13 protein-coding genes are annotated in these 14,815 nt (G+C 43.0%); 6 read left to right on the top strand and 7 right to left on the bottom strand.

Features of this window, described 5'->3' with window-relative positions:
• Nucleotides 1-26 precede the first annotated feature (26 nt).
• Together ACSSS3_RS04775 and ACSSS3_RS04780 are read left to right on the top strand one after the other, a co-directional pair.
• Nucleotides 27-1,793, top strand: coding sequence for a TrkH family potassium uptake protein (locus ACSSS3_RS04775; protein WP_442846623.1), 1,767 nt, complete (start codon nucleotides 27-29; stop codon nucleotides 1,791-1,793).
• A gap of 11 nt (nucleotides 1,794-1,804) precedes the next feature.
• Nucleotides 1,805-2,491 carry a potassium channel family protein gene (locus tag ACSSS3_RS04780; RefSeq protein ID WP_228230002.1) on the top strand — a complete coding sequence of 229 codons (687 nt, stop codon included), beginning with the start codon at nucleotides 1,805-1,807 and terminating at the stop codon, nucleotides 2,489-2,491.
• 1 nt (nucleotide 2,492) lies between these two features.
• Here ACSSS3_RS04780 and ACSSS3_RS04785 read toward each other — a convergent pair whose 3' ends face one another.
• The 4 genes from ACSSS3_RS04785 to ACSSS3_RS04800 form a co-directional block, all read right to left on the bottom strand.
• Nucleotides 2,493-3,272 (bottom strand): hypothetical protein, encoded by a 780-nt coding sequence (locus tag ACSSS3_RS04785; protein WP_442846624.1) that lies wholly within the window; start codon nucleotides 3,270-3,272, stop codon nucleotides 2,493-2,495.
• An 18-nt stretch (nucleotides 3,273-3,290) separates the two neighbouring features.
• Nucleotides 3,291-4,022, bottom strand: coding sequence for an MIP/aquaporin family protein (locus ACSSS3_RS04790; RefSeq protein ID WP_442846625.1), 732 nt, complete (start codon nucleotides 4,020-4,022; stop codon nucleotides 3,291-3,293).
• 11 nt (nucleotides 4,023-4,033) lie between these two features.
• Nucleotides 4,034-5,527, bottom strand: coding sequence for a glycerol kinase GlpK (gene glpK, locus ACSSS3_RS04795; RefSeq protein ID WP_442846626.1), 1,494 nt, complete (start codon nucleotides 5,525-5,527; stop codon nucleotides 4,034-4,036).
• Between the two features lie 167 nt (nucleotides 5,528-5,694).
• The gene (locus ACSSS3_RS04800; protein WP_442846627.1) at nucleotides 5,695-7,290 is read right to left on the bottom strand and encodes an FAD-dependent oxidoreductase; all 1,596 of its coding nucleotides are present in this window, start codon (nucleotides 7,288-7,290) and stop codon (nucleotides 5,695-5,697) included.
• Nucleotides 7,291-7,495: 205 nt separating this feature from the next.
• On the opposite strand from ACSSS3_RS04800, the gene ACSSS3_RS04805 reads away from it, so the two are divergent.
• The 4 genes from ACSSS3_RS04805 (at nucleotide 7,496) to ACSSS3_RS04820 (ending at nucleotide 11,927) form a co-directional block, all read left to right on the top strand.
• Nucleotides 7,496-8,248 carry a DeoR/GlpR family DNA-binding transcription regulator gene (locus tag ACSSS3_RS04805; protein ID WP_442846628.1) on the top strand — a complete coding sequence of 251 codons (753 nt, stop codon included), beginning with the start codon at nucleotides 7,496-7,498 and terminating at the stop codon, nucleotides 8,246-8,248.
• Between the two features lie 466 nt (nucleotides 8,249-8,714).
• Nucleotides 8,715-9,773, top strand: coding sequence for a glycoside hydrolase family 43 protein (locus tag ACSSS3_RS04810; protein ID WP_442846629.1), 1,059 nt, complete (start codon nucleotides 8,715-8,717; stop codon nucleotides 9,771-9,773).
• A gap of 75 nt (nucleotides 9,774-9,848) precedes the next feature.
• A complete protein-coding gene (locus ACSSS3_RS04815; RefSeq protein WP_228230009.1) occupies nucleotides 9,849-11,021 on the top strand; it encodes a hypothetical protein in 1,173 nt (390 codons plus the stop codon).
• Between the two features lie 18 nt (nucleotides 11,022-11,039).
• Nucleotides 11,040-11,927, top strand: a complete 888-nt coding sequence (locus ACSSS3_RS04820; protein ID WP_442846630.1) for a dienelactone hydrolase family protein — start codon at nucleotides 11,040-11,042, stop codon at nucleotides 11,925-11,927.
• A 230-nt stretch (nucleotides 11,928-12,157) separates the two neighbouring features.
• Here the strand turns inward: ACSSS3_RS04820 and ACSSS3_RS04825 are convergent, their stop codons facing one another.
• The 3 genes from ACSSS3_RS04825 to ACSSS3_RS04835 are packed head-to-tail and all read right to left on the bottom strand — an operon-like array spanning nucleotide 12,158 to nucleotide 14,710.
• Nucleotides 12,158-12,820: a potassium channel family protein gene (locus ACSSS3_RS04825; protein ID WP_228230012.1), complete on the bottom strand. Its 663-nt coding sequence runs from the start codon at nucleotides 12,818-12,820 to the stop codon at nucleotides 12,158-12,160.
• A 23-nt stretch (nucleotides 12,821-12,843) separates the two neighbouring features.
• On the bottom strand, nucleotides 12,844-14,406 hold the full coding sequence (locus tag ACSSS3_RS04830; RefSeq protein WP_442846631.1) for a TrkH family potassium uptake protein: 1,563 nt from the start codon (nucleotides 14,404-14,406) through the stop codon (nucleotides 12,844-12,846).
• On the bottom strand, nucleotides 14,399-14,710 hold the full coding sequence (locus ACSSS3_RS04835) for a hypothetical protein (protein ID WP_442846632.1): 312 nt from the start codon (nucleotides 14,708-14,710) through the stop codon (nucleotides 14,399-14,401). Before ACSSS3_RS04835 ends, ACSSS3_RS04830 begins: the two co-directional genes overlap by 8 nt.
• Nucleotides 14,711-14,815 lie beyond the last annotated feature (105 nt).

Consider the following 14,815-nt stretch of genomic DNA (forward strand, 5'->3'; position numbering starts at 1 on the left):
TTGCGCATATTCTTAATGTTTGGGATTTGAACGACACTTCAGCAAAATCTAAGTTCCTCAAGACGATTTACCGTACAGCCTTTATACTGAGCCTGATTGGTGTTTTTGCTTTTATCATCGACTTTGGTTACGAGCAGTCTTCAACCATACAGCGGGCGCTCAATGCTTTTTACCTGATTATTCTGTTTATTGGTATTGGGGCCACACTTACGCGGTATTTTGCCGAACACATCAAACGCAGCAGGCAGGTGGTCTTATTTGATTATGCCAGTATTGCTGTTACCATCTACATCATTGCCATACATTTTCTGGGCCAGGAAGCACACCGGCATCTCGATTTCCTATACAACGACAACTGGATCAAAGTAGCGATTTTACTTACGTTTATACGGGAATTTGCCGAGCAAAAAGTTTCCTATAAAAAAAGTGCGCTAAACCCGGCTCAGCTCTTTATTGTAAGCTTTTTGGGAATCATTGTACTGGGTGCATTTTTACTGATGCTTCCCAATGCTACCTACGAGGGAATCAGTTTTCTGGATGCCTTGTTTACCTCAACCAGTGCCGTTTGCGTAACCGGTTTGATTGTGGTAGATACCGGAAGTTATTTTACAGCCTTTGGTCAAAATATCATCGTTTTTCTTATTCAGCTTGGCGGACTGGGCATTCTTACTTTTGCCAGTTACTTCAGCTACTTTTTTAAAGGGGTTTCTTCTTTTGAAAATCAGGTGATGCTGAGTGATATGAACAATTCCAAGAAAATTGGCGAGGTCTTTTCTACGCTGAAACGCATTCTGGCCATTACTTTTTCTATCGAAATTGTAGGCGCATTTCTCATTTTTTTAAGCCTGAAGGCGAAAGTGCTTCCCGAATTGGGTGACCGCATCGCTTTTTCTATTTTCCACTCGGTTTCCGCTTTTTGCAACGCCGGGTTTTCAACCTTATCAAACGGCATTTACGACATCAACTACCGCTATAACTACGGCTTGCAGCTCACGTTAATAGCGCTGTTTGTCTTTGGCGGACTCGGTTTCCCCATTGTGATCAACGTTTTGCGGTATTTGAAATATAAAATCATCAAACCCCTTTTAGACCGGGATCACGAGATTGTTTACAAGCCATGGTTGCTTAGTCTAAGCAGTCGCATAACGCTTATAACCACCAGCAGTCTTTTGCTTATCGGTACCGTTTTGGTCTACATCAACGAATACTCCAACACGCTTGCAGAGCACAACGGTTTTGGGAAAGTGGTAACTGCGCTATTTGGTGCCGCGACCCCGCGTACAGCAGGTTTCAATACGGTAGATATGAATCAGCTTCACTTTTCTACCCTGATGCTTATCTTTTTATTGATGTGGGTGGGAGCCTCACCCGCTTCAACCGGAGGGGGTATTAAAACCAGCACCTTTGCCATCGCGACTCTTAACTTTTTCAGCCTTGCTAAAGGAAAAACCCGCATCGAGGTGTACCGCCGCGAGATTGCAGAAATTTCGGTACGCCGGGCGTTTGCTATTATTTCGCTTTCTTTGGTTGTCATCGGGTTTGCGGTGATCGCGATTTCGAGTTTCGATTCCCAAAAAACGCTGCTCAGCATTGCTTTTGAATGCTTTTCGGCTTACAGTACGGTAGGACTCAGTCTGGGTATTACTTCAAGTCTTTCGGCAGCAAGCAAAGGAGTAATTATTGCGGTTATGTTTATAGGAAGAGTAAGTATGCTTACCCTGATGATCGCATTATTTAGAAAAGTAAAACAACAGGCATACCGCTATCCTACCGAAGAAATTTTAATCAATTAAGACATTCGTTTATGAAATACATCATTATAGGACTTGGTAGTTTTGGAGCCTCTTTGGCCGAAAAACTCACAGCACAAGGCAATGAAGTTATAGGTATTGACATCAATATGCAGAAGGTAGAGGCGATGAAAGAAAAAATATCCCATACCATTTGCCTCGATGCGACAGACGAGCATACCGTAAACGGATTGCCTCTTAAAGATACCGACATTGTAATTGTGGCGATTGGCGAAAATCAGGGAACCAATGTAATGGTAAGTGCACTGCTCAAAAACCTGAAAGTGAAAAAACTCATCAGCCGGGCCGTAAACAACCTGCACGAAAATGTCCTGAATGCCATTGGGGTTGATGAAATCGTGCACCCGGAGCAGGAAAGTGCCGAGCGCTGGGCCAAAAAGTTATGTATGCACGGCGTGGTAGACTCGTTTGAGCTCAATGATTATTTCAGTATTGTTGAAGTAAAACTGCCCAGAAAGTATGAGAATAAGACGGTTGAAGATGTTCAATTTAGAGAACGTTATAACCTGCTGGTGCTTACCACGCTCAAAAATGCGCAGGTTGACACCAATGTAGGCAAAACCAAAACCATCGTAGATGTGCAAAGTGTTGCCACGCCTCATCTGCTGCTCGAAAAAGACGATATTTTAGTCTTGTACGGGTCCAATAAGGATATTAAAAAATTCATCAGCGCCTCCTAGATTAAAACAAGGTTACAGCCACTTCAATCGCACCGTATTCCTGCTCGGGATTCCACATCGCTGTTGCGGCAAAGGGTAAGCTGAATTTCTTAAGCACCATAACTTCTTTGGTATAAATTACTCCAAGATTGGTCACATTGGGTTTGTCCCCATAGAAATGAGACGCGCTTTTAAACGAGAATGCACCACCCGCAAACGCACTGATTGACCAGTCTTTCTTCTGAATGAGTTTATAGCTGGCCTCTACGTAATTGGAAAAAGCATTCCGTAAGTTCCCGGAATCGGTAACATAGGTATCCCTTCCCTGAACGATGGTACTCCACGAAAGTTTAAGCGGTACAGACTTAAACTGATAACCCAGGGTTACATCTATAAAATGAGAGGTAGTGCTTCGATCGTAGTCAAAAATGTCTGCATCAGGAAAATCACTGGAATTGTTAATATCCCAGACCGAAAGTGAAAAGCCCCGATACGAGTACGAAGCATAATAATCAAACTCGGTATAGTATCCGGTCACACCTGCACCACCCCATAAGCCTGCTTTAAAACGACCGTCTTTGGAGGTATAGTTGAGATCGACATCAACTACAGGCGCATCGGTTACCCGCAGACCTTTCCATAAATGCATGGTTTTTACCCGGACATTAAAGTCAAAAGCCTGCTGTTCCTGAGCCGTTGAATCTGCGATTTCCAGTTGAGATGAGCGTACGTCTTCCTGAGCCTCCAGCTGCTGGAATGCCATAAAGCACACCAGCGCCAGGGCTGTGTTTAAAAATTTCATAATGGTGTTTTCGATTATTTAATTTAAAGCGAGGTAAAGCAGGGCCGCCAGGACGGCACCTATTATGGGGCCTAAAACAGGAATCCAGGCATAACTCCAGCCGCTGTCTGTTTTGCCTTTAATGGGCAATAATGCGTGTACAATACGAGGTCCCAAATCCCGTGCGGGATTGATCGCATATCCTGTAGTTCCTCCTAAAGAGAGACCTATTCCCCATACGACAAAGGCTACCGGGATGGCTCCTATAGAACCCAATCCCACTTTTGTACCGGTACCATCGTTAATTTCGGCACCAGAGAAATAGAAGACACAAAATATAAGCACGAAAGTACCAATGATCTCACTGATGATGTTTCTAAAGTTATTGGGGATTGCAGGATCTGTACAGAATACAGCGCGCTTAAGCCCCGCGTCTTCGGTGGCGTCAAAGTGGTCTTTATACATCAGGTAAACCAATGCAGACCCGATCATGGCTCCTATAAATTCTGCAGCGATATAAGCAGGAACATCTTCCCAGGGAAACAGTCCTCCTATTGCTAACCCCAAAGTAACTGCCGGATTTAAATGCGCCCCGCTGTAAGGCCCGGCAACCACCACGCCTACAAAAACAGCAAGGCCCCAGGCCGTGGTAATTGTCATCCAGCCACCGCCGTGTCCTTTGGTTTTACTTAAAATATCGTTTGCAACAATTCCTCCTCCTAAAAGGATGAGTAAGCTTGTGCCAATAATTTCTGCTACAAAAGGTGTCATAAGCTCGGGTATTATACGGTTGTCCAATATTCTAACGCCTTAATTGCGCGATACCATCCTTTAATACCTTCCTCGACAGCAGACCTGTCTTTCTCCGGGTTGAAACGTTTTTCTTCCTGCCACATTTCTTCAATTTCTTTCTGGCTTTTCCAGAATCCCACTGCGAGTCCTGCAAGATAGGCCGCACCTAAAGCAGTGGTTTCTGTAATTTTAGGTCGTATGGTAATAGAGTCTAAAACATCTGCCTGAAACTGCATCAGGGTATCGTTGATAGAAGCACCACCGTCAACGCGTAATTCTTTAATTTCTATATCCGAATCGGCGTGCATAGCTTTGAGAATGTCCATCGTCTGGTAAGCGATTGCCTCAATAGAAGCTCTGGCAATGTGCGCGTCTGTTGTGCCGCGGGTAATCCCAAAGATGGTTCCTTTTCCTTTTTGGTTCCAATAGGGTGCTCCCAATCCTGCAAAAGCCGGAATAAAATAAACTCCATCTGTAGAATCTACCGAAGCCGCTAATCTTTCGACGTGATTCGATTTTTTAATAATCCCAAGACCATCACGCAACCACTGTACAACCGCCCCTCCAATGAAAATACTTCCTTCCAGAGCATATTCGGTTTTACCGTTAATGCGCCATGCAACTGTAGTAAGCAGGTTATTTTTAGATAAGATAGGCTTGTCACCAATATTCATAAGCATAAAGCAACCGGTGCCGTAGGTGCTTTTTACCATACCTTTTTTGGTACACATTTGGCCAAAAAGAGCGGCCATCTGGTCTCCTGCGATACCTGCAATTGGGATTTTGGAAGCAAACACCGTAGTTTTTGTATGACCGTATATTTCACTGGAATCCTTCACCTCGGGAAGCATGCTTTTTGGGATATCAAAAAGTTCGAGAAGTTCATCATCCCAGTCCATCGTATTGATGTTATACAACAAGGTTCTGCACGCATTGGTAACGTCTGTAACGTGCAATTCACCTTTGGTGAAATTCCAAATCAACCAGGTATCAATAGTTCCCAAAACCAGATCTCCTGCTTCCGCTTTTTCGCGGGCACCTTCTACGTTATCTAGAATCCATTTTACTTTGGTCCCCGAAAAATAAGAATCAATCACCAGCCCTGTTTTCTCCTGGATCATTTCGGCTTTGCCGCTTTCCTTCAGTTCATCGCAATAATCTGCTGTACGTTTATCCTGCCATACAATCGCATTATAAATCGCTTTGCCGGTGTTTCGGTCCCAAACTACCACCGTTTCCCGCTGATTGGTAATCCCAATCCCGGCTATATTTTTTCCATTTAAACCTTCAGAAACCGTTGCTTCTGCAGCTACCCCTGCCTGTGTGGACCAAATTTCCTGAGGATCGTGTTCTACCCAGCCCGGTTTCGGGAAATATTGTTTAAACTCCTTTTGAGCAATGGAAACAATGCTTCCGCTTTTATCGAAAACGATTGCGCGAGAACTTGTAGTTCCCTGATCTAAGGCTAAAATATACTGGTCCATTTAATTAGGTTTTTAGGTTAGAGAGGCTGTCTAAAAAGACTTAATAACTTGAGTTGTCAGATTTAACCTGTCGAAACTGATTTTGATGATCAGTATGCTAAACATATTTCGACAGGCTCAACATGACATGGCCTTACTTTTTAGACAACCTCATATATTGGTTTTATTTATGCGGTTACGGTATTGCTTTCAATACAATAGTGGTTGGCCAATTTTGTGAATTTTTCTACCTGTTCTATCCTCCAGGCTTCGTCACGATTTAATTCTTTGGCTAAAATCTGTGCTACTTCCGGGGTCATATCTATTGCTGCGTGAGCATCTAAAAACAAGGCTCTTACCCGTCTCGCCAACACATCATCTACCGTACGTGCCATCTCATAACGGGCTGCCCATACCACCTCTGCTTTTAGAAATGGCAATCTTGGGTGCAATTTTTCACCGAGTGAGGCATCTTCTTTAATCAGATCTGCGATACCTTTTTGATCTGTACCGTAAATGTATTTGTGATCGTTGCGGTCTTCCGTTGGTTTTGCCCCGTGAATTTTTAAATCTTTGGTCCTGCACGGTTGCTTCGGAAGTCTTTTTAAAGAAATCGCTTTGTCTATGGTGTCCTGAGCCATACGTCTGTAGGTCGTCCACTTACCACCTGTGATGGTTAGCAGTCCAGATTCTGAAACAATTACTTTATGACTACGCGAGATTTCTTTGGTCTTTTCTGAAGAATCTTTTGGCGCTGCCAAAGGGCGTAATCCGGCATAGATACTGCGTACATCTGCACGCGTTACTTTTTTATCCAGATAATTATTGAAGGTTTGCAGAATGAATTCAATCTCCTGTTCCTGAGCCTGGGGTTCCAGACTGTGATCATCCAGATTGGTATCTGTGGTACCTACGATTACTTTATCGTGCCAGGGGACAGCAAATAACACCCTGCCGTCGTCTGTCTTAGGAATCATTATGGCATCTTCGCCGGGCAAAAAGGATTTATCAAAAACCAGATGCACACCCTGACTGGGAACAATAGATTTACGTGCATCCTTATTCTGCATTTTTAAAATTTCATCAGAAAATACTCCGGTTGCGTTAATAACCAGATTGGCATCAAATGAATAACTGGTATTCGTCTCGGTATCGAGGGCCTCTACTCCGGTGATTTTGCCGGAAGTATCCTGCGCTAAACCTGTAACCTTAAAATGATTGAGCAAAGTTGCCCCCTGTTCTATAGCGGTTTGTGCAAGGTTCACTGCCAGTCTGGAATCATCAAACTGACCGTCTTTATAAACCACACCACCGTATAAACCTTTCTGGCGCAGCGTAGAGAGGCGCTCGACCGTATTGGTTTTATTGATGTGGGTAGATTTACCCAAACTTAATTTTCCGGCTAAAAAATCATAAGCCTTTAAACCAATTGTGTAATAAATACCCTCCCACCAGCGGTAGTTAGGAATCACAAAACTTTGATTTTTAACCAAATGCGGTGCGTTTTTCTCAAGCAAACCACGTTCGTGCAGCGCTTCGCGTACCAGATCAATATTTCCCTGAGCCAGGTAACGCACCCCACCGTGCACTAATTTTGTACTACGGCTCGAAGTACCCTTGGCGTAGTCTACCTGTTCCAGCAATAAGGTTTTATAACCACGGGTTGCGCTGTCAACAGCAACACCAAGTCCACTGGCACCACCACCTATTACAATTACATCCCATTTTTTTACGCCGGGAAGCTGACTGATAAGTTGCTCTCTATTAAAAATATTGGTTTTCATTTGGTTTTCAAGTATTACTGATTACACACAAACTTATAAAAAATGAAATTAAACGATTATAAACGAAAGTTAAATTTTTCGTTTGAATTTAAATTTTATGCATTTCGATTAAAAACGAAACTAAAAGAAACTTAGTTTTTAATCCGACACGAACCGCTTATATTTGTGATGCTTAACTAAAATTTTACGCGCGCCCTTCAGCACTATGGAAAGACATCAGAAAATACTCGATCAATTAAAGACCGAAAAGCATATTAAAGTTGCTACGCTTTGCGAACGATTAAATGTTTCTGCCGTAACCATACGAAAGGACCTGAAATTATTAGAAGATAAAGGATTGCTTTTTCGCACGCACGGAGGAGCTTCATTAGAAAATCCCTACATAAATGAACGGGATATTACCGAAAAGGCCGCAATCTCTGCCACCGAAAAATCCTTAATTGCAGATATGGCCGCAACCCGTATTCAGGAAAACGATTCGATCATCATTGCCAGTGGTACAACCGTGCAACAGCTTGCAAAAGTCATTGTACCCAAAGGAAAACTGAATATCATCACCTCTTCACTTCAGGTGACGATTGAGCTGCTCAATCACCGGGATATCGATATCATACAGCTGGGTGGAAACATAAGACACCGCTCTGCCTCGGTTACCGGACACTATGCAGAACACATCTTAAATCACATCTCTTCCAACCAATTATTTATGGGAGTTGATGGTATAGATCTCGATTTTGGCTGTACCACAACAAATATTGAAGAAGCCATTCTCAATCAAAAAATGATGCAGGCAGCACAAAAAACCATAATTCTGGCCGATTCAAGTAAATTTGGAAAACGCAGTCTCGCTAAAATTTGCAACCTGGATGAGATAGACGAGATCATTACAGATAAAGATCTTTCCGAAAACCTGGCAGACCGCATCCAGGAGCTGGGAATAAAATTAACTCTGGTATAAATAGCTATTCCCCGGAAGCAAGGCTCAAATCCGGTATTTAAATAAGGTATTTCATTGAGGTTTCGGCTTGTAATTCTATCAGGAACATGAAATACAGCATCTGGTCTGGGCTCTCCCCGGGATTCAAAAAAAGCACGCAATTACAGCATTTATTTGGGTTTGTACCAAAAGTTTCCGTTTCAAAAACCGGCCCTTGATGCCTGTTTAGAAGCAACATTACTTTTTTCAAAATCCCTTAAAACCAACTCGCCAAAGAAGTTCTCACAAGACCGCTTACCCGGCTTTTCCTGTCCTGAAACAACTTTATCAGCTAGTTCTGCTCCAAATATCTCATGAAGCAGGGGCGAAATCCCAAAGCAAAAGCCCGACTGGTATCAAACTGAAGAAGCCCTCCATTTTTGATCTCATAGGCGCTTGCTAAAATTATAAACGTTTTTAGTACATTTATAAAAACTAAAACAGAATTATGATTCCTTTTACTTCAATTTACCGCAAAGCATTTATGCTAGCTGCAGGTATCCTGACATTTACCTCTTGTGCAACTGCTCAAACAAAGGCTGTAGCTTCAGCCAACACCGCTGATAACTGCGAAGAACTGCCTTACATAAACCCCATCGTTCCGCAACGCGCAGACCCTTTTGTTTACAAAGATAGTGATGGCACCTATTATTTTATCGCCACGGCACCGGAGTATGATCGTATCGAAATCAGAAAATCAAACACCCTAAATGGTTTGGGTACGGCAGAGCCGAAAGTAATCTGGACCAAGCACGAAACCGGTAAAATGGGCGCTCACATCTGGGCTCCTGAGCTTCATAAAATGGATGGTAAATGGTACGTCTATTTTGCGGCAGGCGAAGTAGAAGATGTATGGAAGATACGCATGTTTGCGCTTTCTACAGATGCGGCAGATCCTACCGAAGGAACCTGGAAAGAAGAAGGCCAGATGACCACCGAACAGGATTCATTCTCTTTAGACGCCACTCCGTTTGAACATAAGGGGAAACGTTATTTAATTTGGGCACAGGCCAAAAGTCCGTACGAAGGCACTTCACTCGTTTTAGCTGAGATGGACTCTCCTACCAGCATTACCGGAAAAGAGCTCATCATCACTTATCCCAAATACGACTGGGAGCTTAAAGGCTACAAGGTAAATGAGGGACCGGCGGTACTCAAACACGATGATAAAATTTTTATTACGTATTCGGCCAGTGCTACAGATGCCAACTACGCATTAGGTCTGCTCTGGGTCGATGTAGATTCAGATTTGATGAACCCCGAATCCTGGAATAAATCTGAAACTCCCGTTTTTTATACCAATGCTGAAGTACGGCGTTTTGGCCCCGGCCATAATTCCTTCACAAAATCTGAAGACGGCAAGAATGATGTACTAATCTACCATGCCCGGGTTTATGAGCAGGTGCGCGGCAACTCCCTTTATGATTTTAACCGACATGCCCGCGCCCGGATCATCGAATGGGATGAGAACGGATTCCCAAATTTCAGACAGGCAGAGCGGGATTAATAGCTCAAAATAAACCTCTGGAAAACCGAGGGCTTTATTTCCTATTTTTGGATTATACCTAAATTTTCGTTCTCGATGACACGATTGTATTGCTTCATAAGCTGTTTATTTCTAAGCATTAGCGCTGTAGCCCAAGATCAGGTTTCGGCCCAAATCATTAAGGAACGCGACTCGCTATTACTCAACCTAAACAAGCAATTGGAAGAAAACGCAGTAAAGCTAAAAATGCTGCAAAATGAATTTTCTGATCTGAATCCTAACCGGGGCAGTCAGCGATTAGAACGCTTAGACAGTATTATTTCAAAGCAGGAAAATCGCATCAGCCTGCTTGAAAATTCCAGAAAGATTCAGCTTAAATTAAACGGGCAACTCGCGTTTACCGAGTTGATGAGCATTCAGCGGGATATTAAGCCCAGCAACCTGCTGCTTTCTTCTCAGGATTTTTTCAGCAAAATCGCGGCGATAAATAACCCTACTCAATACAAGGCCTACACCGAATGGTTTAAAGAATATGAGGAGTGGTATGAGCGAAAAAAAGGCAAAGACAATTGGCTCGACCTCATCAACAACAGTCTCAATATTCTCAACACGCCTGCCAGCCAGGTGCCTTTATATGGGTCACTGTACCAAAGCTTTTCTACCGGAATTTCTTCAGCGATTGACCTGGTAGGCGGTGCGGGCAAGGATTTGCGTGACAAAACCCCCGTCATGCTTCAGGTTTTGAATACCGCAAGCCAGTTTAGCCAGCAACAGAGTATTATAGATAATGAATGGCAGAGCATCAATGAGGAACTCAATAAACTGGAGGATGAATACCAGCGTTTACTTCAGGAACAGTCTAATTATTACGGTATTGAATCAGGCAGGCTTAAACAATATCAAAATGCGACTCTTGACAGTGAACGGGAAACCCTTAAAAATGACTTTAGAAAAGTTATCAGTGCCAAAATCACCCAAAAGGAGCTTGAGCACCGTCAGGAATGGCTAACGGAAGTGGAACGTTTTATGGTAAAAACCCAGTCGCTTCGCCAGCGATTTGGACAATTAACCCTGCGTATGAAGAGCAATATTTCAAAATACCGGGAACTGATCAAACTCTTTTCGCAAAATACCGTTTTTGCTGAAGAATTTCGCAGTAAATTAACAGGACTTCAGAGCAGTATCGATCAGGTGGATTCCAATTTTAATGCAGTTTTCAATCCTTCAAAATATATCGAGGACTCAGAAGTCATGTATATCACGCAATAAGTCCTAAAAAATAGCGCTATGAAAAAGCTTAAAAAAGAAGATATCAGTCAGGAAGTTTTCAATCTTTATGATGCCTATGCGCATAACAAACTCGAACGCCGGGAGTTTGTTGAAAAGCTTTCGCTATTTGCTGCAGGAAGTGTTACCGTCCCTGCTTTACTGAGTTTCCTGATGCCCGATTATAAGAATACGATGTTGGTTGATCCCAATCATCCCGATCTGGAGTCAGACTACATGACCTATAATTCTCCCAAAGGAGGCGGTGAAATCAAAGCTTTACTTTCAAAACCTAAAAATGCTACAGAAAAACTAGGCGGCATTGTGGTGGTTCACGAAAATCGCGGACTCAACCCGTATATCGAAGACACAGCCCGACAGGCAGCGCTTGCAGGCTTTATCACCATCGCACCCGATGCCCTTACTCCGCTGGGCGGCTATCCCGGTAATGATGACGAAGGACGCGAGATGCAGCGCAAGCGGGATAGTAAAGAAATGCTGGAAGATTTTATAGCCGCGTTTGAATACCTGAAAGCGCATCCCGACTGTAACGGCAAAGTAGGTGTTGTGGGCTTTTGCTTTGGCGGCTCGATCTCCAATATGATGGCGGTTAAAGTTCCTGATCTTGCAGCTTCAGTGCCCTTTTACGGCGGGCAGCCGAGCGAAGATATAGACCAGATACAAGCTCCGCTTTTGCTGCAATACGCCGGTCTTGACGAGCGTATAAATGCCGGCTGGCCTGCTTACGAAGCCAAGCTGAAAGAATTCAGCAAAGAGTACGGGATGTTTATGTACCCGGATGTCAATCACGGCTTTCACAATACCACGACACCACGCTATGACAAAGAAGCTGCCGAGTTGGCCTGGGAGCGTACAATTGCTTTTTTTAAAGAGCATTTAGAAGCTTAAAAACATTCAGAAAAATAAAAAAAGCCGACTCCTAAAAGTCGGCTTTTTTTATTTTTTGCTTTAGTTGAAAAAAATTGAGCTTAACGATTTTGATCCGTCCCCCCCTATCCCAACATCCCTGATGCTGGTTTGCGTAAGCACAAATGATTCAAAAACAATTGATTACCTTCCCCAATAATCGTTCTTAAACAGGCATACCGGCAGTCTCAATTCGTTATCTCAATTTAGGTTTATGCGCCAAACACCTTAGATATTGAAGCAATCTGATTTTTACGGGATAAAACCACCACAATATCATTTACGAAAATACGGGTCTCCCCTTCCGGAATGATAATCTGATTGTTCCGTTTAATAAGGTTAATCAACGTATCTGCCGGCAAAATTTTCTCCCGATTAAGGTCTTTGATTAATTTGTTTGCAACGGAAGACTGGTGCTCAACGATGATTTCCAAAAGCTCAAAACCATCTCCTAAATCGAGAAATTCTTTTACATTAGGACCTTGCACTGCTCTGTACAAATACCTTCCGTTTAAACGATGCGGGCTTTCAACCGTATCAATCCCCAGCTGTTCAAAAACCGGCAAAAGGTCATCATTGTTCACCGAGCTTACGAGGCGTTTAATTCCCAGGTCTTTGGCAAGAAGTATAACCAGAGCATTTACAGCATCATCGTGAGTTGTTACAATAATGGCATCGGCCTGCTCAGCTTTTGCCTCTTTTAAGATTTCGCATCGTGTGGCATCACCGTGAATGACCACACAGTCAAAATTTGTAGCTACCCGGTTGGCTACTTCCTTATCCTTTTCAATCACATAAACATCCTGACGGTCGTTTATGGCGGCTTCGATGATGTGCTTTCCGGTTCTGCCAGAACCTACAATAATAATATGCATAGCTGTAGTTTTTTAAATTAAGATTATAGTTTTCGCGCTTTGGTTCCGTAAAAGAGTATTCTAACGAGCACCAGCACGGGGATGATTTCGATTCTGCCGGCCCACATTTGCAGGATGTAAACAGTTTCTAATACCGGCGACATAGAAGGATCTGATATTCCGGTAGAAAGACCTACCGTTCCCTGTGCAGACGCGGCTTCAAACAAGGCATCAGCCAGGGTAAAATCGCTATTCATAAAATAAACCGTAAGCATAGTTGAGCTAAAGACAAACAATAAATAGATCAACGTGAAAATTCCTGCCCGGGCCAGCTCCTGATTCATCTCTGCAGGCATCATATACCGGTTGTTAAATTTTACGCTTTTGATGGTGTTTTCAGACAGGAAAATCTTGTTGATGTGCCAGCGCAGGCCTTTCTGTAATAATAAAGCCCGAATGATTTTAATCCCGCCAACTGTCCCCCCTGCAGATCCACCCACGATCATTGCTGCTGAAACGATAAAAAGTATAGAGAGATCGCTCCAATCGCCTATTGATGCCGTTTGCCAGCCGGTTGTAGATAACGCGCTTATAAACTGAAAGACTCCTTCTCTGAAAGGCACCGCAGCTGTACCGGATTGCATCAGTAACAGTGATAATACAACACCTCCCGCTACTGAAGCTATGAGTATTGCACGTGTTTGAACGTCTTGCCATACTTCACTCATTTTTTTCAGAATAATAAAACGGTATAAAAAGGGAATTGAAAGTCCGCCCAGCAGCATCGGAAGCAAAAAAAGCATTTCCATTTGCTGTGAATTATAACCCGCAATACTGTCATCAAGAGTGCTAAATCCTCCGGTAGATTGCCCGGCCATCGCGTGGTTGATGGCATCAAAAAGATTTTCAGTTATGGGATAATCGGGCAAAATAAAATAGGTACCCAGAGCGATGTAAAAAAACATGAGTATAGTAACGATGAAATAAACCTTCCAGATAGATCGCGCCGTCTCAATTACATTTGTTTTTAACTTGGTACCACTTGCTTCAGAACCATAGAGCAGAATGGCAGACTGCCCGGGAATATGTTTAAAAACCGCCAAAGCCATCACGATAAAACCGGCGCCACCCACCCATTGCGAAAAAGAGCGGTAAAAAAGAATCGCCTTACCTACCGAGGGCTCATGATAAGCCATGGTTAAACCTGTGGTTGTAAATGCACTCGTACTTTCAAAAATACAGTGCAGGATGTTTTTAAAATTGAGCAAACTCGATTCGGTATACGCGGCTCCGGCAGGGATAAATTGCTCCATTATATCTGTAGGAGTAACATGTGCTATGACATAATAGGGCAAGGCTCCCATAATGATAATACTAAGCCAGCCCAATGCCGCAATTATTAGGGATTGCTGGTATTTTGGTTCCTGAGCTTCGCTTAGTAGCTTATAAATTAAATACCCAAGACCCGAAGTGAAAATTCCGGAAGTGGCAAACCCGAGAAGCGAATACCATTCTTTATAAACAACAGCTACAAGACAGGGGGCAAGCATAACAATCCCCAGGATAATAAGAAGGCTCGAGATTTGTTTGACAATTGTTTTATACATGGAAATTCAGTTTAATACCAGATTGATTTACTAAAGTTTCTATTTGAAGTAATATGCTGTTGAGCTCTTCAAAAATTTCCAGATTTTGCCGTGTGGTCTTTACACAATCCCGGAGCGCAATCAGGTTCTCCCAAAAATCAGGTTCCCGGTCAGATCTGAGGGCTTCTGCCATTAAACCTTTCAATTGTGCATCAACCTGCTCCACACTAAACCCGGACATCGAAGGCTTCGCTTTAAGCAGATTGTCTAGAGCTCGCATTTGAAATAATACAGCGACCAGTACATTTGCTTCTGATTGTACCATCCTAATAAAATTTAGAAGGTGAGACAGAGGCGTCCTACCCTAAATCAAGAAGTACGGTTTTTAAGGATAAACGCTATGTGTAAATCATAACACACAGCTTCTTCA

Origin of the sequence: Leeuwenhoekiella sp. H156, assembly GCF_052218455.1 — a bacterium.
Lineage (GTDB): Bacteria > Bacteroidota > Bacteroidia > Flavobacteriales > Flavobacteriaceae > Leeuwenhoekiella > Leeuwenhoekiella parthenopeia.

Bases quoted from the DNA above. Each gene is read 5' to 3' on its own strand.
- ACSSS3_RS04780 (WP_228230002.1), top strand. From the start codon at position 1,805: ATGAAATACATCATTATAGGACTTGGTAGTTTTGGAGCCTCTTTGGCC.
- ACSSS3_RS04785 (WP_442846624.1), bottom strand. From the start codon at position 3,272: ATGAAATTTTTAAACACAGCCCTGGCGCTGGTGTGCTTTATGGCATTC.
- ACSSS3_RS04790 (WP_442846625.1), bottom strand. From the start codon at position 4,022: ATGACACCTTTTGTAGCAGAAATTATTGGCACAAGCTTACTCATCCTT.
- glpK (WP_442846626.1), bottom strand. From the start codon at position 5,527: ATGGACCAGTATATTTTAGCCTTAGATCAGGGAACTACAAGTTCTCGC.
- ACSSS3_RS04800 (WP_442846627.1), bottom strand. From the start codon at position 7,290: ATGAAAACCAATATTTTTAATAGAGAGCAACTTATCAGTCAGCTTCCC.
- ACSSS3_RS04805 (WP_442846628.1), top strand. From the start codon at position 7,496: ATGGAAAGACATCAGAAAATACTCGATCAATTAAAGACCGAAAAGCAT.
- ACSSS3_RS04810 (WP_442846629.1), top strand. From the start codon at position 8,715: ATGATTCCTTTTACTTCAATTTACCGCAAAGCATTTATGCTAGCTGCA.
- ACSSS3_RS04815 (WP_228230009.1), top strand. From the start codon at position 9,849: ATGACACGATTGTATTGCTTCATAAGCTGTTTATTTCTAAGCATTAGC.
- ACSSS3_RS04820 (WP_442846630.1), top strand. From the start codon at position 11,040: ATGAAAAAGCTTAAAAAAGAAGATATCAGTCAGGAAGTTTTCAATCTT.
- ACSSS3_RS04825 (WP_228230012.1), bottom strand. From the start codon at position 12,820: ATGCATATTATTATTGTAGGTTCTGGCAGAACCGGAAAGCACATCATC.
- ACSSS3_RS04830 (WP_442846631.1), bottom strand. From the start codon at position 14,406: ATGTATAAAACAATTGTCAAACAAATCTCGAGCCTTCTTATTATCCTG.
- ACSSS3_RS04835 (WP_442846632.1), bottom strand. From the start codon at position 14,710: ATGGTACAATCAGAAGCAAATGTACTGGTCGCTGTATTATTTCAAATG.